The sequence below is a fragment of the Citrobacter sp. Cf136 genome (assembly GCF_030333815.1).
Classification (GTDB): Bacteria; Pseudomonadota; Gammaproteobacteria; order Enterobacterales; family Enterobacteriaceae; genus Citrobacter; species Citrobacter freundii.
Map to the genome: position 1 here is coordinate 254,362 of NZ_JAOWFE010000037.1, position 24,347 is coordinate 278,708.

At 51.7% G+C, this 24,347-nt stretch carries 21 protein-coding genes; 10 read left to right on the top strand and 11 right to left on the bottom strand.

What is annotated here, in order from left to right:
* Nucleotides 1–3: 3 nt before the first annotated feature.
* From OGV98_RS15040 to OGV98_RS15075, 8 genes are all read right to left on the bottom strand, one after another.
* Nucleotides 4–1,368, bottom strand: coding sequence for an MFS transporter (locus OGV98_RS15040; protein WP_138828269.1), 1,365 nt, complete (start codon nucleotides 1,366–1,368; stop codon nucleotides 4–6).
* A 221-nt stretch (nucleotides 1,369–1,589) separates the two neighbouring features.
* A complete protein-coding gene (cyoE, locus tag OGV98_RS15045) occupies nucleotides 1,590–2,480 on the bottom strand; it encodes a heme o synthase (protein ID WP_003835956.1) in 891 nt (296 codons plus the stop codon).
* Nucleotides 2,481–2,491: 11 nt separating this feature from the next.
* Nucleotides 2,492–2,821, bottom strand: a complete 330-nt coding sequence (locus tag OGV98_RS15050) for a cytochrome o ubiquinol oxidase subunit IV (RefSeq protein ID WP_003021607.1) — start codon at nucleotides 2,819–2,821, stop codon at nucleotides 2,492–2,494.
* Nucleotides 2,821–3,435, bottom strand: a complete 615-nt coding sequence (locus OGV98_RS15055) for a cytochrome o ubiquinol oxidase subunit III (RefSeq protein ID WP_003831007.1) — start codon at nucleotides 3,433–3,435, stop codon at nucleotides 2,821–2,823. The genes OGV98_RS15050 and OGV98_RS15055 overlap by 1 nt, the downstream gene beginning before the upstream one ends.
* Nucleotides 3,425–5,416: a cytochrome o ubiquinol oxidase subunit I gene (gene cyoB, locus OGV98_RS15060; protein WP_003021610.1), complete on the bottom strand. Its 1,992-nt coding sequence runs from the start codon at nucleotides 5,414–5,416 to the stop codon at nucleotides 3,425–3,427. The genes OGV98_RS15055 and cyoB overlap by 11 nt, the downstream gene beginning before the upstream one ends.
* Nucleotides 5,417–5,435: 19 nt before the next feature.
* Nucleotides 5,436–6,383 (bottom strand): cytochrome o ubiquinol oxidase subunit II, encoded by a 948-nt coding sequence (gene cyoA, locus OGV98_RS15065; protein ID WP_003021613.1) that lies wholly within the window; start codon nucleotides 6,381–6,383, stop codon nucleotides 5,436–5,438.
* Nucleotides 6,384–6,841: 458 nt separating this feature from the next.
* Nucleotides 6,842–8,317: a muropeptide MFS transporter AmpG gene (gene ampG / locus OGV98_RS15070; protein ID WP_016149701.1), complete on the bottom strand. Its 1,476-nt coding sequence runs from the start codon at nucleotides 8,315–8,317 to the stop codon at nucleotides 6,842–6,844.
* 44 nt (nucleotides 8,318–8,361) lie between these two features.
* On the bottom strand, nucleotides 8,362–8,940 hold the full coding sequence (locus tag OGV98_RS15075; protein ID WP_003021617.1) for a lipoprotein: 579 nt from the start codon (nucleotides 8,938–8,940) through the stop codon (nucleotides 8,362–8,364).
* A 305-nt stretch (nucleotides 8,941–9,245) separates the two neighbouring features.
* Here OGV98_RS15075 and bolA point away from each other — a divergent pair, with 305 nt between their 5' ends.
* The 9 genes from bolA (at nucleotide 9,246) to fadM (ending at nucleotide 19,661) form a co-directional block, all read left to right on the top strand.
* Entirely contained in the window at nucleotides 9,246–9,563 is a 318-nt protein-coding gene (gene bolA, locus OGV98_RS15080; protein WP_003021619.1) for a transcriptional regulator BolA, read from the top strand.
* Nucleotides 9,564–9,906: 343 nt separating this feature from the next.
* Nucleotides 9,907–11,205 (top strand): trigger factor, encoded by a 1,299-nt coding sequence (gene tig / locus OGV98_RS15085; protein WP_202580720.1) that lies wholly within the window; start codon nucleotides 9,907–9,909, stop codon nucleotides 11,203–11,205.
* A 247-nt stretch (nucleotides 11,206–11,452) separates the two neighbouring features.
* Nucleotides 11,453–12,076 (top strand): ATP-dependent Clp endopeptidase proteolytic subunit ClpP, encoded by a 624-nt coding sequence (gene clpP / locus OGV98_RS15090; RefSeq protein WP_003021624.1) that lies wholly within the window; start codon nucleotides 11,453–11,455, stop codon nucleotides 12,074–12,076.
* A gap of 126 nt (nucleotides 12,077–12,202) precedes the next feature.
* Nucleotides 12,203–13,477 carry an ATP-dependent protease ATP-binding subunit ClpX gene (gene clpX, locus OGV98_RS15095; protein ID WP_003831013.1) on the top strand — a complete coding sequence of 425 codons (1,275 nt, stop codon included), beginning with the start codon at nucleotides 12,203–12,205 and terminating at the stop codon, nucleotides 13,475–13,477.
* 184 nt (nucleotides 13,478–13,661) lie between these two features.
* Nucleotides 13,662–16,016, top strand: coding sequence for an endopeptidase La (gene lon / locus OGV98_RS15100; RefSeq protein ID WP_003021627.1), 2,355 nt, complete (start codon nucleotides 13,662–13,664; stop codon nucleotides 16,014–16,016).
* A 190-nt stretch (nucleotides 16,017–16,206) separates the two neighbouring features.
* Nucleotides 16,207–16,497, top strand: coding sequence for a nucleoid-associated protein HU-beta (gene hupB, locus OGV98_RS15105; RefSeq protein ID WP_219352570.1), 291 nt, complete (start codon nucleotides 16,207–16,209; stop codon nucleotides 16,495–16,497).
* A gap of 267 nt (nucleotides 16,498–16,764) precedes the next feature.
* On the top strand, nucleotides 16,765–18,639 hold the full coding sequence (gene ppiD / locus OGV98_RS15110; protein ID WP_016149702.1) for a peptidylprolyl isomerase: 1,875 nt from the start codon (nucleotides 16,765–16,767) through the stop codon (nucleotides 18,637–18,639).
* Between the two features lie 146 nt (nucleotides 18,640–18,785).
* The gene (locus OGV98_RS15115; RefSeq protein ID WP_003847573.1) at nucleotides 18,786–19,160 is read left to right on the top strand and encodes a helix-hairpin-helix domain-containing protein; all 375 of its coding nucleotides are present in this window, start codon (nucleotides 18,786–18,788) and stop codon (nucleotides 19,158–19,160) included.
* Between the two features lie 102 nt (nucleotides 19,161–19,262).
* Nucleotides 19,263–19,661 (top strand): long-chain acyl-CoA thioesterase FadM, encoded by a 399-nt coding sequence (gene fadM / locus OGV98_RS15120; protein ID WP_003021636.1) that lies wholly within the window; start codon nucleotides 19,263–19,265, stop codon nucleotides 19,659–19,661.
* Between the two features lie 117 nt (nucleotides 19,662–19,778).
* Here fadM and queC read toward each other — a convergent pair whose 3' ends face one another.
* Nucleotides 19,779–20,474: a 7-cyano-7-deazaguanine synthase QueC gene (queC, locus tag OGV98_RS15125; protein WP_003835948.1), complete on the bottom strand. Its 696-nt coding sequence runs from the start codon at nucleotides 20,472–20,474 to the stop codon at nucleotides 19,779–19,781.
* A gap of 65 nt (nucleotides 20,475–20,539) precedes the next feature.
* Nucleotides 20,540–22,240, bottom strand: coding sequence for an SgrR family transcriptional regulator (locus OGV98_RS15130; RefSeq protein ID WP_032936972.1), 1,701 nt, complete (start codon nucleotides 22,238–22,240; stop codon nucleotides 20,540–20,542).
* A 100-nt stretch (nucleotides 22,241–22,340) separates the two neighbouring features.
* Between OGV98_RS15130 and cof the strand changes: the two genes are divergently transcribed.
* Nucleotides 22,341–23,159, top strand: coding sequence for an HMP-PP phosphatase (cof, locus tag OGV98_RS15135; RefSeq protein ID WP_003021643.1), 819 nt, complete (start codon nucleotides 22,341–22,343; stop codon nucleotides 23,157–23,159).
* Nucleotides 23,160–23,209: 50 nt separating this feature from the next.
* Here cof and OGV98_RS15140 read toward each other — a convergent pair whose 3' ends face one another.
* Complete coding sequence (locus OGV98_RS15140) at nucleotides 23,210–24,265, bottom strand: PLP-dependent cysteine synthase family protein (RefSeq protein ID WP_016149704.1); 1,056 nt, start codon at nucleotides 24,263–24,265, stop codon at nucleotides 23,210–23,212.
* Between the last annotated feature and the right edge of the window lie 82 nt (nucleotides 24,266–24,347).

Consider the following 24,347-nt stretch of genomic DNA (forward strand, 5'->3'; position numbering starts at 1 on the left):
TCATCACGTCTGGCTGATGGTCTGCTCAACCTCAAATCGATTGGTGACTTTGCTGTCGATTTTCACGTAGGCCGAATGCTCTTTCGCCACAATTAACACTTCGCTTATTCCTTCTTTCGCCAGCAGGCGCTGCTTTAACGTGTCATCTGCGGCAATTTCTGGTGGAATTTCCACACGCAGGCTGCTGACGTACGGTGGCTCTTTCATTGTGCTTGCCACAATCAACCAAACTGCCGCCAGTAGCGCACCGGCCAGAAATACGGCCTGACCATCAAACATTTCAACCACCCAACCGCCGAGCGAACCGCCAATCGCCACGCCAAGAAACTGGCTGGTGGAGTAAACACCCATTGCCGTGCCTTTGTAACCCGCAGGCGATTCTTTGCTGATAAGCGAGGGGAGGAGGGCTTCCATCAGGTTGAAGGCGAGGAAGAAAATCTGCACGCCCGCAATCAGACCCCAGAAACGCACGTTAGCGCTCCACAATACAATCTCTGCAATAAGGATTAGTAACACGCAGGCGAGGAACACGCGTTTCATCCGGCGCTTCACTTCGGCGTAAATGATGAACGGCACCACGGAAACAAAGGATAGCAGCATCGTCACCAGATAAATTTTCCAGTGTTCTGCGGCGGGGAAACCGGCTTTCGCCAGTTGTCCTGGTAACGCGACGAAAGTGGACATCAGCAAAATGTGCAGGCACATAATGCCGAAATTGAGCTTCAGCAGTTTGGGCTCCGCCAGCACTTTGCTGAAGCTATCTTTTACCATGCCCGATTCACGGTTTAGTACGTGGCTGGTGCTATTGGGAACGACCCAAATGGTCAGCACGATACCCGTGGTAGCAAGGGCGGCAATCATCCAGAACAGCGCGTGGAGCCCCAGCGCATGGGTAACGATTGGCCCCAGCACCATCGCAATGGCAAAGGTGATACCAAAGCTGACGCCGATAAACGCCATCGCTTTGGTGCGGTTTTGCTCGCGGGTTAAGTCGGAAAGCAGCGCCATCACGGCCGCGGCAATTGCTCCGGAACCTTGCAATGCGCGACCAAGAATAATGCCCCAGATTGAATCGGAGAGCGCGGCAATCACGCTGCCGAGAACGAATACAGCCAGTCCGCCGACAATAAGCGGCTTACGACCAATGCGGTCAGAGAGCAGACCAAAGGGGATCTGGAAGACGGCTTGCGCCAGGCCGTAAATGCCGATGGCAAGGCCAATCAACGCTTCGCTGGCGCCCTGTAGCGCCATACCGTACGTGGTCAGAACCGGTAGAACCATAAACATGCCAAGCATGCGCAACGAGAATACGGTCCCTAAACCCCAGGTGGCGCGCAACTCACCGGGCGTCATTTTGTAATCGTTCATTCCCACCTCTGTATTAATTTCGCGCCTAGTGTAAAGCGCTAAGCAGGCTGGGTAAATATGCGCTTTATTAACAAATGTTGGGGTTGTGAGGGGAGTCGGCTGGAAACGAAAATGCCGGATGACGATACTCACGTATCTTATCCGGCCTACAAGCAATGTGCTTTTTTGTAGGCCGGATAAGGCGTCAGCCGCCATCCGGCATAGAAGATGTGACGATTAACTTACCAGACGTAAGTCAGCAGGTTCTGCGAGTTTGGCACCATAAAGTCGACGGACATCATCACGGAAAGCGCGGTAATGGCGATGATGGAGAAACCGAACAGCTTGCGCGCCCAGACTTTGTCATCTTCCACTTTATAACCGCGCAGCGCCATGCCCAACCACCAGACGCTCACCGCCGCAGCAACAATCAGGTATTTATAACCTGCATAGCCGCCCAGGGTTAGCATCAGCGTGGCGATAGCAAATGCGATGATATACAGCGTGATATGGTTTTTCGCGACTGAAATGCCTTTCACCACCGGCAGTACTGGGATGTTGGCAGCCTGATAATCCTTAAAGCGGAAAATCGCAATCGCGTAAGAGTGCGGCATCTGCCACAGGCTGAAAATAGCCAGCAGAATCAGCGCACCGCTATCGAACTCACCGGTTACGGCGCAGTAGCCAATCACCGGCGGCGCAGCGCCGGAGAGTGAGCCAATCAGCGTGCCATAAACGGAATGGCGCTTCATGTACAGGCTATAGACGCCCACATAGACCACGAAGCCCATTACCCCCAGCCAGCAGGCCAGAGGGTTCGCGCCAAACCACAGCAGCATAAAGCCAGCAATACCCAGCAGGGTGGCGTATACCAGTGAGACCGCAGGGGAAATCAGACCTTTAACCAGCACGCGGTTTTTGGTCCTCTCCATCTTCCTGTCGATATCCCTGTCGATGTAGTTGTTAAATACACAACCCGACGCCACAACCAGTGACACCCCAACCAGCGTGTAGATAAACAGGGGATAATCAATGCTGCCTTTCGAGGCCAGCAGGAACCCCCCAATCACCGAGATCAGGTTGCCAAAGATGATGCCTGGTTTCGTTACTTGCAGGTATTGCTTAAACATCATAATCGCCGCTCTTAGTGCATCATCATGTTGTAGTTAAGGTTCCACATAATCCAGATGGAGCCCACAACCAGGATGGCGATGATTAGCACAGTAAAGACAAAGGCCGTCATGTTCCAACCTTCATCAGATTTGCTATTCATGTGCAGGAAGCACACCAGGTGCACCAGAATCTGTACCACTGCCATTGCCAGAATAGTTCCCAGAATGACGGCCGGAGAGGCAGAACCTGTCATCACCATCCAGAACGGAATGACCGTCAGGATGATCGACAGGATAAAACCTGTCATGTAGGTTTTTACGCTGCCATGGGATGCGCCGCCGCTCTCGTTAGCATGACTCATTACATCGCCCCCATCAGATAAACAACAGTGAACACACAGATCCATACCACATCCAGGAAGTGCCAGAACAGGCTCAGGCACATGATGCGGGTACGGTTAGTACTGGTCAGGCCGCGACGAGCGACTTGCACCATCAGAACCGCCATCCAGATAAGACCGGAGGTGACGTGCAGACCGTGCGTGCCGACCAGCGCGAAGAACGCAGACAGGAAACCGCTACGATCCGGGCCCATGCCGTTAACAATCAGGTGATGGAATTCATAGAGTTCCATCCCGATGAATCCGGCACCGAACAAGAAGGTCAACGCCAGCCAGGAGATAACTTGGCTCTTGTTGTTCTTGTACATGGCAATCGCTGCCATGCCGTAAGTAATGGAGCTGAATAACAGCAGGAATGTTTCAACCAGAACGAACGGCAGTTCAAAAATGTCTTTACCTGTTGGGCCACCTGCGGTGCCGTTCACCAGAACGGCATAGGTTGCAAACAGAATAGAGAACAGAATGCAGTCGCTCATCAGGTAGACCCAGAATCCGAAGATCTTGGTCTGGCCTGCATCGTGGTGCCCGTGTTCGTGCGCGTGGGCAGTCGCGTGCGTTAAAGTATCAGTTGCCATTTTTCAGCCCTGCCTTAGTAATCTCATCGAAATGCTGGTTTTCCAGTTTTTCGACTTCCGGGACCGGCACGTAGTAATCCACGTCTTCATCAAAGCTTTTCACAATCCAGCTGATGATCATGCCTGCGAAGCTTGCAATCGCCAGCCACCAGATATGCCAGATCATGGCGAAACCAAACAGTGTTGCGAAGGCGGTAATGACGATACCGGCACCGCTGTTCTTCGGCATATGAATTTCTTCATAGTGCGCAGGCTGCTTGTACGCTTCACCTTTTTCTTTCATTTCCCAGAAGGCATCACGCTCGTGAACGTGCGGCACAACGGCAAAGTTATAGAACGGAGGCGGGGAAGATGTTGCCCACTCCAGCGTACGACCACCCCATGGGTCACCGGTCAGGTCACGGTTCTGCTCGCGGTCGCGAATAGAAACGTAGATCTGAATCAGCTGGCACAGGATACCCAATGCAATCAGCGCGGCACCGCAGGCGGCAACGACCAGCATCGGATGGAACTGCGGGTCAATCTGCTGGCTGAGGCGACGGGTCATACCCATGAAGCCCAGCACGTACAGCGGCATAAATGCCACGAAGAAGCCGATGATCCAGAACCAGAATGCGCGTTTACCCCAGGTTTCGTTCAGCGTGAAGCCAAACGCTTTTGGCCACCAGTAGGTCATACCTGCGAAGCAGCCAAATACGACGCCGCCGATGATAACGTTATGGAAGTGCGCAATCAGGAACAGACTGTTGTGCAGTACGAAGTCTGCACCCGGAACCGCCAGCAGTACGCCGGTCATGCCGCCGACTGAGAAGGTCACGATAAAGCCAATCGTCCACAGCATCGCTGAGTGGAATACGATACGGCCCTGATACATGGTGAACAGCCAGTTGAAGATCTTCACCCCGGTCGGGATGGCGATAATCATGGTGGTAATACCGAAGAAGGCGTTTACGTTAGCGCCTGCACCCATGGTGAAGAAGTGGTGCAGCCAAACAACGAACGACAGAACGGTGATACACACGGTTGCCCACACCAGCGAGGTGTAACCAAACAGACGTTTACGTGAGAAGGTTGCTGCGATTTCGGAGAACACCCCGAAGACCGGCAGAACCAGGATGTACACTTCCGGATGGCCCCAGGCCCAAATCAGGTTGATGTACATCATCATGTTGCCGCCCATATCGTTGGTAAAGAAATGGGTACCCAGATAGCGATCCAGGGTCAGCAACGCGACGGTAACCGTCAGGATTGGGAAAGAGGCGATAATCAGGATGTTCGCGCACAGAGACGCCCAGCTGAATACCGGCATCTTGAACATGGTCATTCCTGGTGCACGCATCTTAATGATGGTCACAAAGAAGTTGATACCGGTCAGGGTTGTACCAATACCGGACAACTGGACTGCCCATATCCAATAATCGACCCCGACGCTTGGACTGTACTCTATTCCCGAGAGCGGCGGATACGCCAGCCAACCGGTCTGCGCGAATTCACCCACGCCCAGAGACAGGTTAACCAGGATTACGCCGACAACGGTGAACCAGAAGCTCAGGTTGTTCAGGAACGGGAATGCAACGTCACGTGCACCGATCTGCAGTGGAACCACCAGGTTCATCAGACCGATAACAAATGGCATTGCCACGAAGAAGATCATAATCACGCCGTGAGCCGTGAAGATCTGATCATAGTGGTGAGGTGGCAAGAAGCCCGCTTCACCTGCAGAAGCCAGCGCTTGCTGACTACGCATCATGATGGCGTCGGCAAAGCCACGAATCAACATGACGATTGCAACAATGACATACATGATGCCAAGGCGTTTGTGGTCAACCGAAGTCAGCCACTCTTTCCACAGGTAGGTCCACTTACCGAAGTAAGTGATTAGGCCCAGTAAGGCCGCACCACCGATGATAATGGCAGCGATCGTAACCATGACAATGGGTTCATGGAACGGCACTGCATCCAGCGTCAATTTTCCGAACATCGTATTCTTCCTCGGCCCCTTAGTGAGCGGATTCCGCGTGGCTCATGTCCATGCCTTCCATGCCTTCGTGTGCGTTGTGCTCACCTTCGGGTTGGGTCATGTCCATGCTCTTACCGTGAGCCATAAATTTGTTAATAACATCTTTAAACAAATCGGGTTTCACGTTGGAGAAGTATTCCACCTGGTTGTATTCGCTTGGCACAGCCACTTTCTCGAACGCAGCCATGTCGCTCATGGTGTTCGTGGACTGTTTAGCTTTAGCAACCCATTGGTCGAATTCGGCGCGGTCCTTTGTTGCGATAGCCTTGAACTTCATACCGGAGAAGCCTGGTCCGCTATAGCTTGCGGAGATACCATCATAAGTACCGACTTCGTTGGCGATCAGATGCAGTCGAGTCTGCATACCGGCCATGGCATAAATCTGGCTACCCAGACGCGGGATAAAGAAGGAGTTCATCACGGAGTTGGATGTCACTTTGAACTCAACCGGAGTATTCGCCGGGAAGGCGATTTCATTCACGGTAGCGATACCCTGTTCCGGATAGATGAAGAACCATTTCCAGTCCATGGAAACCACTTCGATGGTAATGGGCTTCTCGTCATGCGCCAGCGGTTTGCTTGGCTCAAGAGCGTGAGTGGTTTTCCAGGTCAGAACGGCAAGGAAAATGATGATTAAGATCGGCACCGTCCAGACCACAGCTTCCACTTTATTGGAGTGTGACCAGTTCGGGCTGTACTTCGCATCTTTATTGCTTGCACGATACTTCCAGGCAAAACCAACAGCCATCAAGATGGCAGGAATAACGACAATCAACATCAGGCCAAATGCCGTCAGTATCAGTGAACGTTGTTCCAGTCCAATCTGTCCTTTAGGGTCAAGCAGCGCAGAATTACAGCCACTGAGTAACGCAGTGCCTGCAATTAATGACAACCATCCCAAACTTTTATTGTATTTCCTGAGTCTCATTTAACGACCTCAATTCCACGGGACCGGGTGGCGTTTAAAGTGTGAGGGCATTTTACGGGAAGGTTACATTACTGTAAACATCCTTGGATCTGTGTTACTGGGTTCTGCCGTGCATGTCACATATGTTGCAATATATGTCGCTTTGACTTTAAGAACCTGTTGCAACATCACGTTATAACGAAAGCAGGCAGGCGGGGGACAGGCTGAGGGCAATTGGTATAACCAATACGAAAATAAAACAATTGCTTAACAATTGATTATCAATAAAAAGACAATTTGGGAACAAAAAATAAATCTGTAGTGGCTGAATCGAGTAAGGAAAATAAAATATATAAAAGGCGTCAATAATTTCCAAATTCTTTGGCGCACAAAATAACAAATATTATTTTTATCAATTGTTGTTTATTTAGCCGTTATAATTACGCAAGGTGATTACAACGGCTTATTAATACGGTTTTTTACGCCAGACGGTTTTTGCGCAGAGCCAGATAATCCAGCAATCCGCCAAAAATCACCCCGCAGACCGCGACCGCCACCGAGACTTCAAGTAGTTCCGGCAGGAAGGAGAAGTTGGTGTAATCCAGCGCATTCATGGTTAACAGCAGCAGCCAAGCCAGCAGCAGGCAGCAGCCCACTACCAACGTCATTAATGCCAGACTGTATGCTCCACGAAATTCCGTACGCGGAATAAAGCTTTCATTTTGCCAGCTATGTTCCAGGGTCTGGCGACATACCAGCAGCAGTATGAGGCCGGGGATCGCTGCAAACACGGAGAACAGATAAAATGTCGGCCAGCCGTGTGCTTCGACAAACCAACCCGCCACCGGGCCAACATAAACGCGACCAACGGCTGAAAGCGCGGAGAGCAGGGCGAACTGGGTCGCTGAGAAGGACTTATTGCACAGCGTCATTAATAAAGCGACAAACGCCGCCGTGCCCATTCCGCCACACAGGTTTTCAAAGAAGACGGCGGCCGCCATACTGAACATGTGTTTGTCAGTGATGGACAATAGCCAGTAGCCTGCATTTGACGCCCCTTGCAGAATGCCAAATATCAGCAATGCGCGGAACAGCGAAAGGCGCTGCATCAGGATCCCGCCGTACAATGCACCAACGATGGTTGCCAGAAGCCCGAGCGTTTTATTCACCACACCAACCTCACCCGCATCAAATCCAACGCCGCGGATCAAAAAGGTGGTGGTCAGGCTCATGGCGAAGGCATCCCCGAGCTTATACAGCACAATAAGCAGCAGGATAAGCCAGGCGTTGTTACGACCAAAGAAGTCGCGCAGCGGAGCCGCAACCGCCTGTTCCAGCGTTTTAGGTACCGGAATGGTATCAGTCGGTTCAGGTGCTAACAGGGTGGCGATGATACAAGGAATCAACAGCGCTGCCATCAGCCAGTACATCCCTTGCCAGCCCAGCCAGCGATCGGCCATCCACAGGGCCAGTCCGCCTGAAACCAGCATCCCTAATCGATAGCCCAGCACGCTGATAGCAGCGCCGGTGCCGCGCTCTTCTGCGGGCAACACGTCGGTTTTCCAGGCATCAAAGACGATATCCTGCGAGGCCGAGCAAAAAGCGATCACCACTGCGAGTGCGGCCATCCAGCGTAACTGTGTGCCAGGCTCCAGAAAGCCCATCGCGGCGATAGAAATTAACAACAGCACCTGGGTCGCCAGCAGCCAGCCGCGACGTCGACCTAAAAACGGTGGCGTGTAACGGTCCATCAACGGGGACCAGAGAAACTTAAATACGTAGGCCTGACCTACCAGGGAAAAGAAACCGATGGTTTTAAGATCGATATTCTCGACCGTCATCCACGCCTGAAGCGTACCGGAGGTGAGTGCGAGCGGTAAACCGGAGGCGAACCCCAGAATAAGCAGGATAGCTGAGCGTGGTTGCTGAAAAATACGTAAGTAATGACTGGACATGGGCTTCTATAGGCCCGACGAACGCCGGGCCATATGGGCAGAAATTAACGAGCGTTCTGCTTGATGAAATCGTGAACGCTGGTGTCCTGAGACATATCAGCGATGGTGTCGGTCAGCACGCTGTTAACGGCGTCAGCGATATTTTTGTTAGAGGCCTGCAGTGCGCCTTCAACAGAATAGCTTGCGCGGTAGTTTTTGGTCATCTTGTTGCCGTTAGCAGCGGTCGCAATGATGGCGATATCTGCTTTGGTGGCAATGTTATAGCGCACGCTACCCTGAGACACGTCAGCGTACAGCTGGCTAACAATGATTTGCAGGTTTACAGCGCCGTTTGGTCCAATCATATAACCGCGTGCGGTCATCTGTTTTTCCAGTACTTCTTGCAGCAGGAAGCGCAGATCGCGGGACGCAGTCAGCGTAACCAGTTGGTTGTCGCGGGTGACTTTTGCCAGCGCTTGATCCTGACGCTGGTCGGCACCGTTGATGCTAACGGTCACGCCCATCAGGCTTGGGTCCTGCTGTGGCAGGGTAATTTTCGGGGAGACTTCAATAGTGGTCGGCGGCGTTGCGCATCCAGCTAACATGAACATTGCGACTAACGGGAAGAGGATTTTTTTAAACATGCCAGGGCTCTCAGCGAATCTAAATTGTATGGTTGGAGAAAATTCCCGCCATCATAACATCGCCAACGATGAGGGGAAGTGGGTAACGCATGTAAATTCATTGTGTTGTCCGTTTTATGACTTTGTGGAGACCATAAACGGACTTTTTGCAATAAAACGAAGTGAGGATTCAGTGAACTTCATCCGTTTGGCTGAGAAAATCAGACAAGCGCTAATTTTTTGTTGCTAAGGTGTAATGAAAACGGTAAAAGCGGCTAGTATTTAAAGGGATGGGTGACATCTCAGCGTTGTCGGAGGAAAATTTCATGATGATTCGTGAGCAAATAGAAGAAAAATTAAGGGCAGCGTTCGAACCCGTGTTCCTCGAAGTTGTGGATGAAAGCTATCGTCACAATGTCCCGGCTGGTTCTGAAAGCCACTTTAAGGTTGTGCTGGTTAGCGATCGCTTTACAGGTGAACGTTTTCTTAATCGTCATCGGATGATTTACAGCACGTTAACGGCGGAGCTTTCCACAACCGTTCATGCTCTTGCCCTGCATACCTACACCATTAAGGAGTGGGAAGCGTTGCAGGATACGATTTTTGCATCGCCTCCGTGTCGTGGGGCGGGAAGCATCGCGTAAAACGGATTTGCAACAACCGACGCTTTTCCAGTATGTTGCTACAGATTATGTGAAAACGGCCTGCGGGCCGTTTTGTTTTGTCTGAATTCTGGGGCAGTCGTACAGTATTCAGACAAAAATTAGCCGGGAATTGTGAAAAAAGCCGCAGCAACGCGCGATAACCGTTCTCGACTCATAAAAGTGATGCCGCTATAATGCGCGTCTTATTTTTCGGAATGTCTTCGGGATGATTCTGACGACAGGGAATGTGATTGCTTATGAGAACATCCCAGTTCCGCGAAGCCAACAACCTGTGCTTGCGGAGAAGAGTTGACCGAGCACTGTGATTTTTTGAGGTAACAAGATGCAAGTTTCAGTTGAAACCACTCAAGGCCTTGGCCGCCGTGTAACGATTACTATCGCTGCTGACAGCATCGAGACCGCTGTGAAAAGCGAGCTGGTCAACGTAGCGAAGAAAGTGCGTATTGACGGTTTCCGCAAAGGAAAAGTACCGATGAATGTTGTTGCTCAGCGTTATGGCGCATCTGTTCGCCAGGACGTTCTGGGCGATCTGATGAGCCGCAACTTCGTTGACGCGATCATCAAAGAAAAAATCAATCCGGCTGGCGCACCGAACTACGTTCCGGGCGAATACAAACTGGGTGAAGATTTTACTTACGCGGTAGAGTTCGAAGTTTACCCGGAAGTTGAGCTGACTGGTCTGGAAGCAATCGAAGTTGAAAAACCGGTTGTTGAAGTCACCGACGCTGACGTTGACGTGATGCTGGATACCCTGCGTAAGCAGCAGGCTACCTGGAAAGACAAATACGGCGCTGCTGATGCAGAAGACCGTGTAACCATCGACTTCACCGGTTCTGTAGACGGCGAAGAGTTCGAAGGCGGCAAAGCGTCTGACTTCGTACTGGCGATGGGGCAGGGTCGTATGATCCCAGGCTTTGAAGAAGGCGTTAAAGGCCACAAAGCTGGCGAAGAGTTCACTATCGACGTGACTTTCCCGGAAGAGTACCACGCTGAAAACCTGAAAGGTAAAGCAGCTAAGTTCGTTATCAACCTGAAGAAAGTTGAAGAACGCGAACTGCCGGAACTGACTGAAGAATTCATCAAACGTTTCGGCGTTGAAGATGGTTCCGTAGCAGGTCTGCGCGCTGAAGTACGCAAAAACATGGAACGCGAGCTGAAAGGCGCTGTGCGTAACCGCGTTAAGTCTCAGGCGATCGAAGGTCTGGTAAAAGCTAACGACATCGACGTTCCGGCTGCGCTGATCGACAGCGAAATCGACGTTCTGCGTCGTCAGGCTGCACAGCGTTTCGGCGGCAACGAGAAACAAGCTCTGGAACTGCCGCGTGAACTGTTCGAAGAACAGGCTAAGCGTCGCGTAGTTGTTGGTCTGCTGCTGGGCGAAGTGATTCGCACCAACGAACTGAAAGCTGACGAAGATCGCGTTAAAGGCCTGATCGAAGAGATGGCTTCTGCTTACGAAGATCCGAAAGAAGTGGTTGAGTTCTACAGCAAAAATAAAGAGCTGATGGACAACATGCGTAACGTCGCTCTGGAAGAGCAGGCTGTTGAAGCCGTTCTGGCGAAAGCGAAAGTGACTGAAAAAGCCACTTCCTTCAACGAGCTGATGAACCAGCAGGCGTAATTCGTCGCTTTTTTAGCACGAATTTCGTACGCAAGCCCGTCACCTTTTGGTGGCGGGTTTTTTTTTGTCACGCATTTTGCATGGGAAGAGTGCGAAAACAGCGTTTCAGTGTTAGCGTTACAACAAAAGATTGTTATGCTTGAATTATGGCGATGTCGTACCCATTACTGAGGGACTAGCTGATAATCCGTCCATAAGGTTACAATCAGCACAGCAGGTTTTTTCAAATTTTATCCAGGAGACGGAAATGTCATACAGCGGCGAACGAGATAACTTTGCACCCCATATGGCGCTGGTGCCGATGGTCATTGAACAGACCTCACGTGGTGAGCGCTCTTTTGATATCTATTCTCGTCTACTTAAGGAACGCGTCATTTTTCTGACCGGCCAGGTCGAAGACCATATGGCTAACCTGATCGTGGCGCAGATGCTGTTCCTGGAAGCAGAAAACCCAGAAAAAGATATCTACCTGTACATCAACTCCCCTGGTGGAGTGATCACTGCCGGGATGTCTATCTATGACACCATGCAGTTTATTAAGCCGGACGTCAGCACCATTTGTATGGGCCAGGCGGCCTCAATGGGGGCGTTCCTGCTGACCGCCGGGGCGAAAGGCAAACGTTTTTGCCTGCCTAACTCTCGCGTCATGATCCACCAGCCTCTGGGCGGTTACCAGGGCCAGGCAACGGATATTGAAATTCATGCCCGTGAAATCCTGAAGGTAAAAGGGCGCATGAACGAACTTATGGCGCATCATACGGGTCAATCTCTTGAGCAGATTGAACGTGATACCGAGCGCGATCGCTTCCTCTCCGCTTCTGAAGCGGTAGAGTACGGTCTGGTCGACTCGATTTTGACCCATCGTAATTAATGCCCAGTGCGCAGGTGTGCCGCTATAATTACCTGGAGCGGCACAACGCTGACTAGCGTCTTGCGCCTGAGAATGGCATTTGCGTCGTCGTGTGCGGCACAAAGAACAAAGAAGAGGTTTTGACCCATGACAGATAAACGCAAAGATGGCTCGGGCAAATTGTTGTACTGCTCTTTTTGCGGCAAAAGCCAGCATGAAGTGCGTAAGCTGATTGCCGGTCCATCCGTGTATATCTGCGACGAATGTGTTGATTTATGCAACGACATCATTCGCGAAGAGATTAAGGAAGTAGCACCGCACCGTGAACGCAGTGCGCTGCCGACGCCACATGAAATTCGCAACCACCTGGACGATTACGTTATCGGTCAGGAGCAGGCGAAGAAAGTGCTGGCGGTCGCGGTATACAACCATTACAAACGTCTGCGCAACGGCGACACCAGCAATGGGGTTGAGTTGGGCAAAAGTAACATCCTGCTGATTGGCCCGACGGGTTCCGGTAAAACGCTGCTGGCTGAAACGCTGGCGCGCCTGCTGGACGTTCCGTTCACTATGGCCGACGCCACCACGCTGACCGAAGCCGGTTATGTGGGTGAAGATGTTGAAAATATTATTCAGAAACTGTTGCAGAAGTGCGATTACGACGTGCAGAAAGCACAGCGTGGGATCGTCTATATCGATGAAATCGACAAGATTTCTCGTAAGTCTGATAACCCGTCCATTACCCGTGACGTTTCTGGCGAAGGCGTACAGCAGGCGCTGTTGAAACTGATCGAAGGTACGGTTGCTGCCGTTCCGCCGCAGGGTGGTCGTAAACATCCTCAGCAGGAATTCCTGCAGGTTGATACCTCCAAGATCCTGTTTATCTGCGGTGGTGCCTTTGCCGGTCTGGATAAAGTGATTGCTAATCGTGTTGAAACTGGCTCCGGCATTGGTTTTGGCGCAACGGTAAAAGCGCAGTCTGATAAAGCCAGCGAAGGTGAACTGCTGTCGCAGGTCGAACCGGAAGATCTGATCAAATTTGGTCTGATCCCTGAGTTCATCGGTCGTCTGCCGGTTGTGGCAACCCTGAGCGAACTGAGTGAAGAAGCGCTGATTCAGATCCTCAAAGAGCCGAAAAATGCCCTGACCAAGCAGTACCAGGCGTTGTTCAATCTTGAAGGTGTTGATCTGGAGTTCCGTGAGGAAGCGCTGGATGCGATCGCCAAGAAAGCGATGGCGCGTAAAACCGGTGCCCGTGGTCTGCGTTCTATCGTCGAAGCCGCGCTGCTTGACACCATGTACGATCTGCCTTCTATGGAAGACGTCGAAAAAGTGGTGATCGACGAGTCGGTGATTGGCGGCCAGAGCAAGCCATTGCTGATTTACGGTAAGCCGGAAGCACAGCAGGCATCTGGCGAATAATTCATCAATTCATACAGACATTTAATTAAAAAGGGGGGATTTTATCTCCCCTTTTATTTTTCCGTAAACATGGCGTTGAATGTGTGGGAAACATCCCCATATACTGACATACATGTTAAAGGTGGTGTGAAGCACAGTCGTACCACCTGATTACCTGGCGGAAACTAAACTAAGAGAGAGCTCTATGAATCCTGAGCGTTCTGAACGCATTGAAATCCCCGTATTGCCGTTGCGCGATGTGGTGGTTTATCCGCACATGGTCATACCCTTATTTGTAGGGCGGGAAAAATCTATCCGTTGTCTGGAAGCGGCTATGGACCATGATAAAAAAATCATGCTGGTCGCACAGAAAGAAGCGTCAACGGATGAGCCGGGTGTAAACGATCTTTTCACCGTCGGGACCGTGGCCTCTATTTTGCAGATGCTGAAACTGCCTGACGGCACCGTAAAAGTGCTGGTCGAGGGGTTACAGCGCGCGCGTATTTCAGCGCTGTCTGACAACGGCGAGCATTTCTCTGCGAAAGCAGAGTACCTTGACTCGCCTGCTATTGATGAGCGCGAACAGGAAGTGCTGGTGCGTACTGCTATCAGCCAGTTCGAAGGTTACATCAAGCTGAACAAGAAAATCCCACCAGAAGTGCTGACGTCGCTGAACAGCATCGACGATCCTGCACGTCTGGCGGACACCATCGCTGCGCACATGCCGCTGAAGCTGGCTGACAAACAGTCCGTGCTGGAGATGTCCGACGTTAACGAACGTCTGGAATATCTGATGGCGATGATGGAGTCTGAAATCGATCTGCTGCAGGTTGAGAAACGCATTCGCAACCGCGTGAAAAAGCAGATGGAAAAATCCCAGCGTGAGTACTATCTGAACGAGCAGATGAAAGCTATTCAGAAAGAGCTCGGCGAGATGGACGATGCGCCGGACGAAAACGAAGCGCTGAAGCGTAAGATCGACGCGGCGAAAATGCCGAAAGAGGCAAAAGAGAAAGCGGAAGCGGAACTGCAGAAGCTGAAAATGATGTCTCCGATGTCGGCGGAAGCGACCGTAGTGCGTGGCTACATCGACTGGATGGTTCAGGTACCGTGGAATGCGCGTAGCAAGGTCAAAAAAGACCTGCGTCAGGCGCAGGAAATCCTCGATACCGACCATTACGGTCTGGAACGCGTCAAAGATCGTATCCTTGAGTATCTCGCGGTCCAAAGCCGTGTGAATAAAATCAAGGGGCCGATCCTGTGTCTGGTTGGGCCGCCGGGGGTAGGTAAAACTTCTCTGGGGCAGTCCATCGCCAAGGCGACCGGGCGTAAATACATCCGTATGGCGCTGGGCGGCGTGCGTGATGAGGCTGAAATTCGCGGTCACCGCCGGACCTATATCGGTTCTATGCCGGGTAAACTGATCCAGAAAATGGCTAAAGTGGGTGTTAAAAACCCGCTGTTCCTGCTTGATGAGATCGACAAAATGTCTTCCGACATGCGTGGCGATCCGGCTTCCGCACTGCTTGAGGTGCTGGATCCAGAGCAGAACGTGGCGTTCAGCGATCACTACCTGGAAGTGGACTACGATCTCAGCGACGTGATGTTCGTTGCGACCTCTAACTCCATGAATATTCCGGCGCCGTTGCTGGATCGTATGGAAGTGATCCGTCTGTCCGGTTATACCGAAGACGAGAAGCTGAATATTGCAAAACGTCACCTGTTGCCGAAACAGATTGAGCGTAACGCGCTGAAAAAAGGTGAGCTGACGGTCGACGATAGCGCCATTGTAGGCATTATTCGTTACTACACCCGTGAAGCGGGCGTGCGTAGTCTGGAGCGCGAAATCTCCAAACTGTGCCGTAAAGCGGTGAAACAGCTGTTGCTCGACAAGTCGCTGAAACATATCGAGATCAATGGCGATAATCTGCACGACTATCTGGGCGTACAGCGCTTTGATTATGGCCGCGCGGACAACGAAAACCGCGTTGGTCAGGTAACCGGCCTGGCGTGGACGGAAGTGGGCGGCGATCTGTTGACCATCGAAACCGCCTGCGTACCGGGTAAAGGTAAACTGACCTACACCGGTTCTCTGGGTGAAGTCATGCAGGAATCTATTCAGGCTGCACTGACCGTGGTACGTGCGCGTGCGGAAAAACTGGGTATTAATCCGGACTTTTACGAAAAACGCGACATTCACGTTCACGTACCTGAAGGAGCGACGCCGAAAGATGGCCCAAGTGCGGGTATTGCCATGTGTACCGCGCTGGTTTCTTGTCTTACCGGTAACCCGGTTCGCGCCGACGTGGCGATGACCGGCGAGATCACCCTGCGTGGTCAGGTTCTGCCAATCGGTGGTTTGAAAGAAAAACTGCTGGCGGCACACCGTGGCGGTATTAAAACGGTCTTAATTCCTGATGAGAACAAACGTGACCTGGAAGAGATTCCGGATAACGTAATTGCCGATCTGGACATCCATCCGGTGAAACGCATTGAGGAAGTTCTGGCTCTTGCGTTGCAAAATGAACCCTCTGGAATGCAGGTTGTGACGGCAAAATAGTGACCTCGCGCAAAGAGCATTAATAAAAACAGGGCTGGCAGGCCATTTCGGGCTTGCCAGCCTTTTTTTGTATAGCTAATTTAGATGACGGATTAGGCTTGCCATCATTAACGGGTGTTGTAAGGGCATGGCAGGCCTGATATAACTGCTGCGCGGTCGCACTTTGAAGGATTCAGGTGCGATATAAATTATAAAGAGGAAGAGAAGAGTGAATAAATCTCAACTGATCGACAAAATTGCTGCAGGGGCTGATATCTCTAAAGCTGCGGCTGGACGTGCGTTAGATGCAATTATTGCTTCTGTTACCGAATCTCTGAAAGAAGGTGATGACGTAGCGCTGGTAGGTTTTGGTACTTTTGCCGTTAAAGAGCGTGCTGCCCGTACTGGTCGCAACCCGCAAACAGGTAAAGAGATCACCATTGCCGCGGCTAAAGTACCGGGCTTCCGTGCAGGTAAAGCACTGAAAGACGCGGTAAACTAAGTGATTTCCCCTTTGGGGATGTGACGAAGTACAAGGGCGCATCGACTGATGTGCCTTTTTTATTTGTAATTCCGGTACTTTCTACGTGTTGTGGGCTGACAATTACCCCTGTTTCTTGTCACAATAGGCCTTTGTGCGCAGCGTTCAGGAAACGCTATGCTGCGTGAAGCATATATACTCAAAATCCTTGCCGCCGTTGTTGTGTCAACGCGCAGGCGGCTTTAGAGATAACGCGTATAGTCATCTACAGCGGAGTGTGGTTACACCATGATGGACAGCTTACGCACGGCTGCTAACAGTCTCGTGCTCAAGATTATTTTCGGTATCATTATCGTGTCGTTCATTTTGACCGGCGTGAGTGGTTACCTGATTGGCGGGGGCAATAACTTCGCCGCCAAAGTGAATGGCCAGGAGATCAGCCGCGGGCAGTTCGAGAATGCGTTCAACAGCGAACGTAACCGCATGCAGCAACAGCTGGGCGATCAATACTCCGAGCTGGCCGCGAACGAAGGTTACATGAAAACGCTGCGTCAGCAGGTGCTGAATCGTCTTGTTGACGAAGCGCTGCTGGATCAGTATTCCCGCGAGCTTAAGCTCAACATCAGCGACGATCAGATTAAACAGGCTATTTTTGCCACGCCTGCTTTCCAGGTCGACGGTAAATTTGATAACAACCGCTATAACGCAATTGTTAATCAGATGGGCATGACTGCAGACCAGTACGCTCAGGCATTACGTAATCAGCTTACTACCCAGCAGCTGATTAACGGTGTTGCCGGTACGGACTTTATGCTGAAAGGCGAAACGGACGAACTGGCGGCGCTGGTCGCACAGCAGCGGATCGTGCGCGAGGCGACGATTGACGTTAACGCACTGGCCGCGAAGCAGTCTGTTACCGAGCAGGAAGTTGCCAGCTACTACGAGCAGAATAAAAACAACTTTATGACGCCGGAACAGTTCCGCGTGAGCTACATCAAGCTGGATGCTGCTGCTATGCAGGAGACGGCCAGCGATGCTGATATTCAGTCTTACTATGACCAGCATCAGGATCAGTTCACTCAGCCGCAGCGTAACCGCTATAGCATCATTCAGACCAAAACTGAAGATGAAGCCAAAGCGGTACTGGACGAGCTGAATAAAGGCGGTGACTTTGCTGCGCTGGCGAAAGAAAAATCTGCCGATATCATCTCTGCCCGTAAAGGCGGCGATATGGGATGGCTGGAAGATTCAACCACCCCGGATGAGCTGAAAAATGCCGGTCTGAAAGAAAAAGGCCAACTGTCTGGCGTAATTAAGTCTTCCGTTGGTTTCCTCGTTGCGCGTCTTGACGACGTACAGCCTGCACAGGTTAAACCGCTGAGCGAAGCCCGTGACGACATTGCGGCAAAAGTGAAGCAGGAAAAAGCGCTGGATGCCTACTATGCGCTGCAACAGAAAGTCAGCGATGCGGCCAGCAACGATAACGAATCTCTGGCGGGTGCAGAGCAGGCAGCAGGTATGAAAGCGGTTGAAACGGGCTGGTTTAGCCGTGACAGCCTGCCGGAAGAACTGAATTTCAAACCAGTCGCTGACATCATTTTCAATGGTGGTCTGGTTGGCGAGAACGGTACACCTGGCAGTAACTCCGATATCATCACCGTGGATGGCGATCGCGCGTTCGTGCTGCGTATTGCAGAGCACAAAGCTGAAGCCGTGAAGCCACTGGCTGAAGTGAAAGAGCAGGTAACTGCGCTCGTTAAGCACAATAAAGCAGAGCAGCAGGCGAAGCTTGATGCCGATAAACTGCTGGCGGATCTGAAAGCCGGTAAAGGTGATGAAGCGATGAAAGCTGCGGGTCTGAGCTTTGGCGAGGCAAAAACGCTGAGCCGTACGGGTCAGGATCCGTTGAGCCAGGCTGCCTTTGGTCTGAGCCTGCCGGCGAAAGACAAGCCGAGCTACGGCGTAGCGAACGACATGCAGGGTAACGTTGTTCTGTTGGCGCTGGACGAGGTGAAAGCCGGTTCTATGCCTGAAGCGCAGAAGAAAGCGATGGTTCAGGGGATCACTCAGAACAACGCGCAGATTGTCTTCGAAGCGCTGATGAGCAACCTGCGTAAAGCCGCAAAAATTAAAATCGGTGATGCGCTGGAACAGCAGCAATAACCGAGGCAGTTCGCAAAAAATTGCAAAAAGTTGTATCTACCAAAGGCCGCTTTCGCGGCCTTTTCCATTTCTGATATTTGCCATTTGTCTGCCGTTCTGCACCTCGCTATCGTGATTCCACTGTTAACAAACAAGGAGAAAACAGTATGAAACATGGAATCAAAGCCCTGCTTATCACTCTTTCATTGACCTGCGCTGGTATGGCCCAAACTGTATTGGCGGCTGATCCTGTCGCCAAAAGCCAGGCGACTCAAACCAAAGCGGAAAATTCAGGGACGGCACAAAGCAAAGCCACACTGCCCGCTAAAGCAAGCGACGATGAAGGCACCAGGGTAAGCATCAACAGCGCTTCTGCGGAGGATTTAGCGCGAGTCATGAATGGCGTAGGTCTGAAGAAAGCGCAGGCGATTGTGAGCTATCGTGAGGAGTACGGACCGTTTAAAACGGTGGAGGACTTAAAGCAGGTGCCGGGTATGGGCAGTTCGCTGGTGGAGCGTAATTTGGCAGTTTTAACACTTTAATAACTTGCACAGCGCTGAAAATTTGCCAGACTAGAGAGGTCATACCAGTTATGGCCTCACTACCCTGAATATATTCCTATAAAAACGTAAGGTTCCTGCGCTATGCAAACACAAATCAAAGTCCGTGGTTTTCATCTTGATGTCTATCAGCACGTCAACAACGCCCGCTATCTCGAGTTTTTGGAAGAAGCCCGCTGGGATGGTCTGGAAAACAGCGACAGCTTTCAATGGATGACTGCACATAACATCGCTTTTGTGGTCGTGAATATAAATATTAACTACCGTCGTCCAGCGGTGCTAAGCGACCTGCTGACCATCACTAGTCAGGTGCAACAGCTAAATGGCAAAAGCGGGGTGTTAAACCAGACTATTACCCTGGAGCCGGAAGGGCAGGTAGTGGCCGACGCGTTGATTACCTTCGTCTGTATTGATTTGAAAACGCAAAAAGCGCTGCCGCTGGAAGGGGAGTTACGCGAAAAACTGGAGCAGATGGTGCAGTAGCTCAACGTTGCCTGATGGCGCTTCGCTTATCAGGCCTACGGGCGATATTGTGTACGATGAATGCTGTCGGTAGGCCGGATAAGGCGTTTACGCCGCCATCCGGCACTATTCGCTCAATTATTTCAGGCCGGTTTTCTGCTTCATTGCCGCCATCACTCCCGGTTTATCCGCCAGATAATGGTTCAGGCCGTTGGCACGCAGATTACACGCCGCACAGTGACCGCAACCGTCACCTTTGATGCCGTTATAGCAGGTTAGTGTTTCTTCGCGTACCAGGTCCAGCTTGCCCCAGTAATCAGCCAGCGCCCAGGTTTCGGCTTTATCGATCCACATCAGTGGGGTTTCAAAGCGAATATCTTTCGCCATCCCCAGGCTTACGGCATGGTTCAGGGCTTTGACGAACTCATCGCGACAGTCCGGGTATCCAGAGAAATCCGTTTCACAAACGCCGGTAATGACAGCCTCTGCCTGCACCTGGTACGCGTAAATTGCTGCCAGCGTTAAGAACAGAATATTGCGTCCTGGCACAAAGGTATTGGGAATGCCGTTCGCATCCGGTTCATAATCGGGTACCGGAATATTATCGCGGGTCAGGCTGCTGACAGCCAGTTCACTGAGCAGCGTGACATCAAGCACTTTGTGCGCGCGTGCGCCAAGTTTTAAGGCCAGGTCACGTGCGACATCAATCTCAGCGCGATGGCGCTGACCATAATCAAAGGTCACGCAGTGCACTTCATCATACTGATGCAGCGCTTGCGCCAGACAAGTCGTGGAGTCCTGACCTCCACTGAATACAACAACGGCACGTTTCATGGCTTTTCCTGACAAAATAACGAAGCCCTTATGGTAGCGCCTGGGCGTGTCGCCGACCAGCTTCTTCACGCTGAAGGAGGTGGCAGCCAGGCTTCGGTAAACTCAAACCAGCCACGAGGATTCAGGCGTACGCCGTTCACCCCTGGTGGCGCGCTGATGCGATAGTGATAATTGAACAGTGGCGTCAGGGTAGCGTCATGCATTAGCGTGGCGAAAACTTGTTGTAAAGCCGCGTGGCGATCGTCCTCATCGGCCTGGATTTGTAGGGCATCCAGGGTCGTTTGCAAATGTGTGTATGCTGGCGCATTCAATACATGTGACCAGAGCTGATCGCAGCGCAGCCACTGTTCGAGAGTATATTCAGGTGCTTCACCAATCAGCCTGTCGCCCATCATCAGGTCAGCCTGGGCTAGGGGATGATTGCCATCCCAGTTTTTAGCATTATGAAAAATAAGCGTTAATTCACAGCCGAGCAGAGCCAACGCATGGCAAAGCTGTTCAGCCATAGCGTGAAGTTCTACCGGCAGATGATAAGCCAGCGTCAGCTTTTCCGGTAATGCTACCTCGTCGAGTTCATCCCATTGCGGGATACTCCATCCGGGCAGCAGCGCATTGCTCGGCGTGATCAGATTTTCATCCACTTCAAGCGTTTGTAGCAGGGAAGAACGGTGGATAATATCGACCAGTCGACGAGCCTGCTGCGTATTCAGGCGCGCGCTTTTTCTGAGTGTGAGATAGCAAAAACCAAGGCTGATGCCGCTGCTTACCTGGCTTAGCATAGGTAACTCTTCGGGTTTACCAATCGCAATTTGCACCGGATGGCGGCAGCTGGTGCCCAAATCCTGGGAGAAGAGCTGCGGGGTTATCCAGTATTCAATGGCTTTTAGCAGCGGATGACTCAGATGGTAGTGATCGTGACTCTCGATACGCACCAGCTCAGGAGTAAACAGTGTCAACCGGAACGGGCCGGTACCCACAAACGGGTGCTCAGGATGCGCCAGGTGACTGCTGTAGCTCGCCAGACGGTGCGCCAGCCAGAAGTCGGGACGATGCAGAATAAAGGTCAGACACTGGGGATGCGTAACCTCAATGCGCTTTACGCTGATAAATAGCTTATTCAGCGCAGGTAACTCTAACAGCTTCAGCAACTGTTGATGTAGCTGCGTGCTGCTTACCGTATCGCCGTTATGCCAATGCAGGGTGGAACGAATATAGAAATCCCAGCGCAGGCCGTCAGCGGAGATATTCCAGTGGTGGGCTAAGTCTCCACAGGGACGTTGCGTAGTGCTGTCAAATCGGGTCAGGCCAGAGAAAACTTGTCCAGCAAGGTGTTGCTCCGCGCGGCCGGGGAGAAATCCAGGGTGCAAAGGGTCAAGCTGGCGATAATAGGGGATACGCAGGGTTGGCGTGTCGTTTTGCCATTGGCCGCCCATAAACGGTTGTAGCAACGTTCTTAATTCTCCCGGTGCTAACTGAGCGAGTTCCAGCACGCTAAGCTGTTCTCCCTTTTGCAGCGCCTGTTCCATCATGGTGTTGCGTAGGGAATCCGGCGTCACCAAAAAGCGTAATTGCCCGCGTTTCCCACGCCCAGATTGGGCGTGCCACTCCAGCCAGCCAGCATCCTGCGCTTGCTTCAGCAGGGTACGCACGTGGCGCTCACTGCAAAAACAGCGTTCGGCCAGTTCCCCGACGGTCACCGACTGCGGTTCGCCGTTCGAAGGCTGCCACAGGCGTTGGTACTGGTTCAGGCGATTCAACAATCTCATATAAACCCGGAACAATTTATTTTATCTATTCACTATTACTTCCGTATATCTCAGGTGATACTGAATCACAAGTTAACCGCGTCACAGTGTGGAGAAAGAAATGGCTCGTCTGGCTGCATTTGATATGGATGGCACCCTTTTGATGCCGAATCACCATTTAGGTGACGAAACGCTTTCAACGCTGGCGCGCCTGCGTGAACGCGATATCACCCTGACATTTGCCACTGGCCGCCATGTGCTGGAAATGCGCCACATTTTGGGTTCTATTTCACTGGACGCCTTTTTGATCACCGGTAACGGCACGCGCATTCACTCTCTTGAGGGCGATGTGTTGCACCGTCAGGATCTGGATCCGAATGTTGCGGATATCGTGTTACATCAGAAATGGGATACCACCGCCAGCATGCATGTCTTTAATGACAACGGTTGGTTTACCGGACAAGAGATCCCCTCGCTGCTACAGGCGCATGTGTATAGCGGATTTCGCTACCAGATCGTCGATGTGAAACGTATTCCGGCTCATCAGGTAACGAAGATCTGTTTCTGCGGCGATCATGAGTCTCTGATCCAGTTGCGCATTCAACTGAATGAAGCGCTGGGAGAACAGGCGAATCTCTGTTTCTCCGCGGTTGATTGCCTTGAGGTACTGCCGCTGGGCTGTAACAAAGGATCCGCGCTGGCGGTGTTGAGTGACCACTTAGGATATTCAATGTCCGAGTGTATGGCGTTTGGTGATGCTATGAACGATCGCGAAATGTTAGGCAGCGTTGGGCGCGGCCTGATTATGGGTAACGCAATGCCGCAACTGATGGCTGAACTGCCTCATTTATCGGTGATTGGACATTGCCGTAATCAGGCGGTGTCACACTTTTTGACGCATTGGCTGGACAATCCGCATCTACCTTATTCCCCCGAATGAGAGATCCCTTCCAGCAAGCCAGACTTCGCGTCTGGCTTTTTTTTGTCTGCTTAGTGTGTATTCAGCAACTGGGCAAGTTCCGCTTTCCACGGCGTTAAATCACCGATGTGCGCGTCAACCCATTGCGGGTTGTAGTAGGTTTCCAGATAGCGTTCACCGCTGTCGCAGAGCAGCGTCACCAGTGAACCGGTTTCTCCGGCGTTGCGCATGCGCGCGGCAAGTTGCAGCGTTCCCCACATGTTAGTGCCGGTTGAGGCACCGACTTTACGACCCAACTGCGTTTCCAGCCAGTGCGCGGTAGCCACGCTGGCGGCATCCGGCACGCGCAGCATTTCATCGACCACGTCAGGAATGAAAGAGGGTTCTACGCGCGGACGCCCGATACCTTCAATTTTGCTTCCTACCGGGCTGCGCAATGTCGCATCGCGATCCTGCCAGAAGGGCAGAAAAACCGAATTCTCCGGATCCACTACCATCAGGCGAGTATCGTAGCCCTGACAGCGGATATAGCGGCCAATGGTTGCTGAGGTGCCGCCGGTGCCAGCGCTCATCACGATATGGCGGGGAACGGGATTGGGCTCGCACTGCATCTGACGAAAGATGCTGTCGGCAATATTATTATTGCCACGCCAGTCGGTGGCGCGCTCAGCATAAGTGAACTGGTCCATGTAATGACCGTTCAGTTCACGCGCCAATTGTTCAGAGGCCGCGTAGATTTCGCAGGCGCTTTGCACGAAATGACAGCGACCGCCGTAAAATTCAATCTGTTCAACTTTACGTTTCGCCGTACAGGAAGGCATGACGGCAATAAACGGCAGCCCTAACAGTCGAGCGAAATAAGCCTCAGATACCGCCGTTGAACCGGACGATGATTCAATGATGGTGGTGCCTTCTTTGATCCAGCCATTGCACAACCCGTACAGAAACAGTGAGCGCGCCAGACGATGCTTCAGGCTCCCGGTCGGATGCGTGCTCTCATCTTTTAAATAGATCTGAATGCCCGGAAACGCCGGTAGCGACAGACGAATGAGATGTGTATCTGCAGAACGCTGATAATCCGCGTTGATTTCATTGATGGCGTTTTTAACCCAGGAGCTATTCATCATTAATAAATATCCATTTGTCATTTTGTGCCCAGAATAGCGAAAAGCACGGAAAAAATTGTTGCCATTTAGCCTTTAAAATAGA

Coding starts and splice junctions, on each gene's coding strand:
- lon (WP_003021627.1), top strand. CDS start 13,662: ATGAATCCTGAGCGTTCTGAACGCATTGAAATCCCCGTATTGCCGTTG.
- ppiD (WP_016149702.1), top strand. CDS start 16,765: ATGATGGACAGCTTACGCACGGCTGCTAACAGTCTCGTGCTCAAGATT.
- OGV98_RS15040 (WP_138828269.1), bottom strand. CDS start 1,368: ATGAACGATTACAAAATGACGCCCGGTGAGTTGCGCGCCACCTGGGGT.
- ampG (WP_016149701.1), bottom strand. CDS start 8,317: ATGTCCAGTCATTACTTACGTATTTTTCAGCAACCACGCTCAGCTATC.
- OGV98_RS15075 (WP_003021617.1), bottom strand. CDS start 8,940: ATGTTTAAAAAAATCCTCTTCCCGTTAGTCGCAATGTTCATGTTAGCT.
- bolA (WP_003021619.1), top strand. CDS start 9,246: ATGATGATTCGTGAGCAAATAGAAGAAAAATTAAGGGCAGCGTTCGAA.
- cyoB (WP_003021610.1), bottom strand. CDS start 5,416: ATGTTCGGAAAATTGACGCTGGATGCAGTGCCGTTCCATGAACCCATT.
- clpX (WP_003831013.1), top strand. CDS start 12,203: ATGACAGATAAACGCAAAGATGGCTCGGGCAAATTGTTGTACTGCTCT.
- cyoE (WP_003835956.1), bottom strand. CDS start 2,480: ATGATGTTTAAGCAATACCTGCAAGTAACGAAACCAGGCATCATCTTT.
- queC (WP_003835948.1), bottom strand. CDS start 20,474: ATGAAACGTGCCGTTGTTGTATTCAGTGGAGGTCAGGACTCCACGACT.
- OGV98_RS15115 (WP_003847573.1), top strand. CDS start 18,786: ATGAAACATGGAATCAAAGCCCTGCTTATCACTCTTTCATTGACCTGC.
- clpP (WP_003021624.1), top strand. CDS start 11,453: ATGTCATACAGCGGCGAACGAGATAACTTTGCACCCCATATGGCGCTG.
- cyoA (WP_003021613.1), bottom strand. CDS start 6,383: ATGAGACTCAGGAAATACAATAAAAGTTTGGGATGGTTGTCATTAATT.
- OGV98_RS15130 (WP_032936972.1), bottom strand. CDS start 22,240: ATGAGATTGTTGAATCGCCTGAACCAGTACCAACGCCTGTGGCAGCCT.
- fadM (WP_003021636.1), top strand. CDS start 19,263: ATGCAAACACAAATCAAAGTCCGTGGTTTTCATCTTGATGTCTATCAG.
- OGV98_RS15140 (WP_016149704.1), bottom strand. CDS start 24,265: ATGATGAATAGCTCCTGGGTTAAAAACGCCATCAATGAAATCAACGCG.
- cof (WP_003021643.1), top strand. CDS start 22,341: ATGGCTCGTCTGGCTGCATTTGATATGGATGGCACCCTTTTGATGCCG.
- OGV98_RS15050 (WP_003021607.1), bottom strand. CDS start 2,821: ATGAGTCATGCTAACGAGAGCGGCGGCGCATCCCATGGCAGCGTAAAA.
- tig (WP_202580720.1), top strand. CDS start 9,907: ATGCAAGTTTCAGTTGAAACCACTCAAGGCCTTGGCCGCCGTGTAACG.
- OGV98_RS15055 (WP_003831007.1), bottom strand. CDS start 3,435: ATGGCAACTGATACTTTAACGCACGCGACTGCCCACGCGCACGAACAC.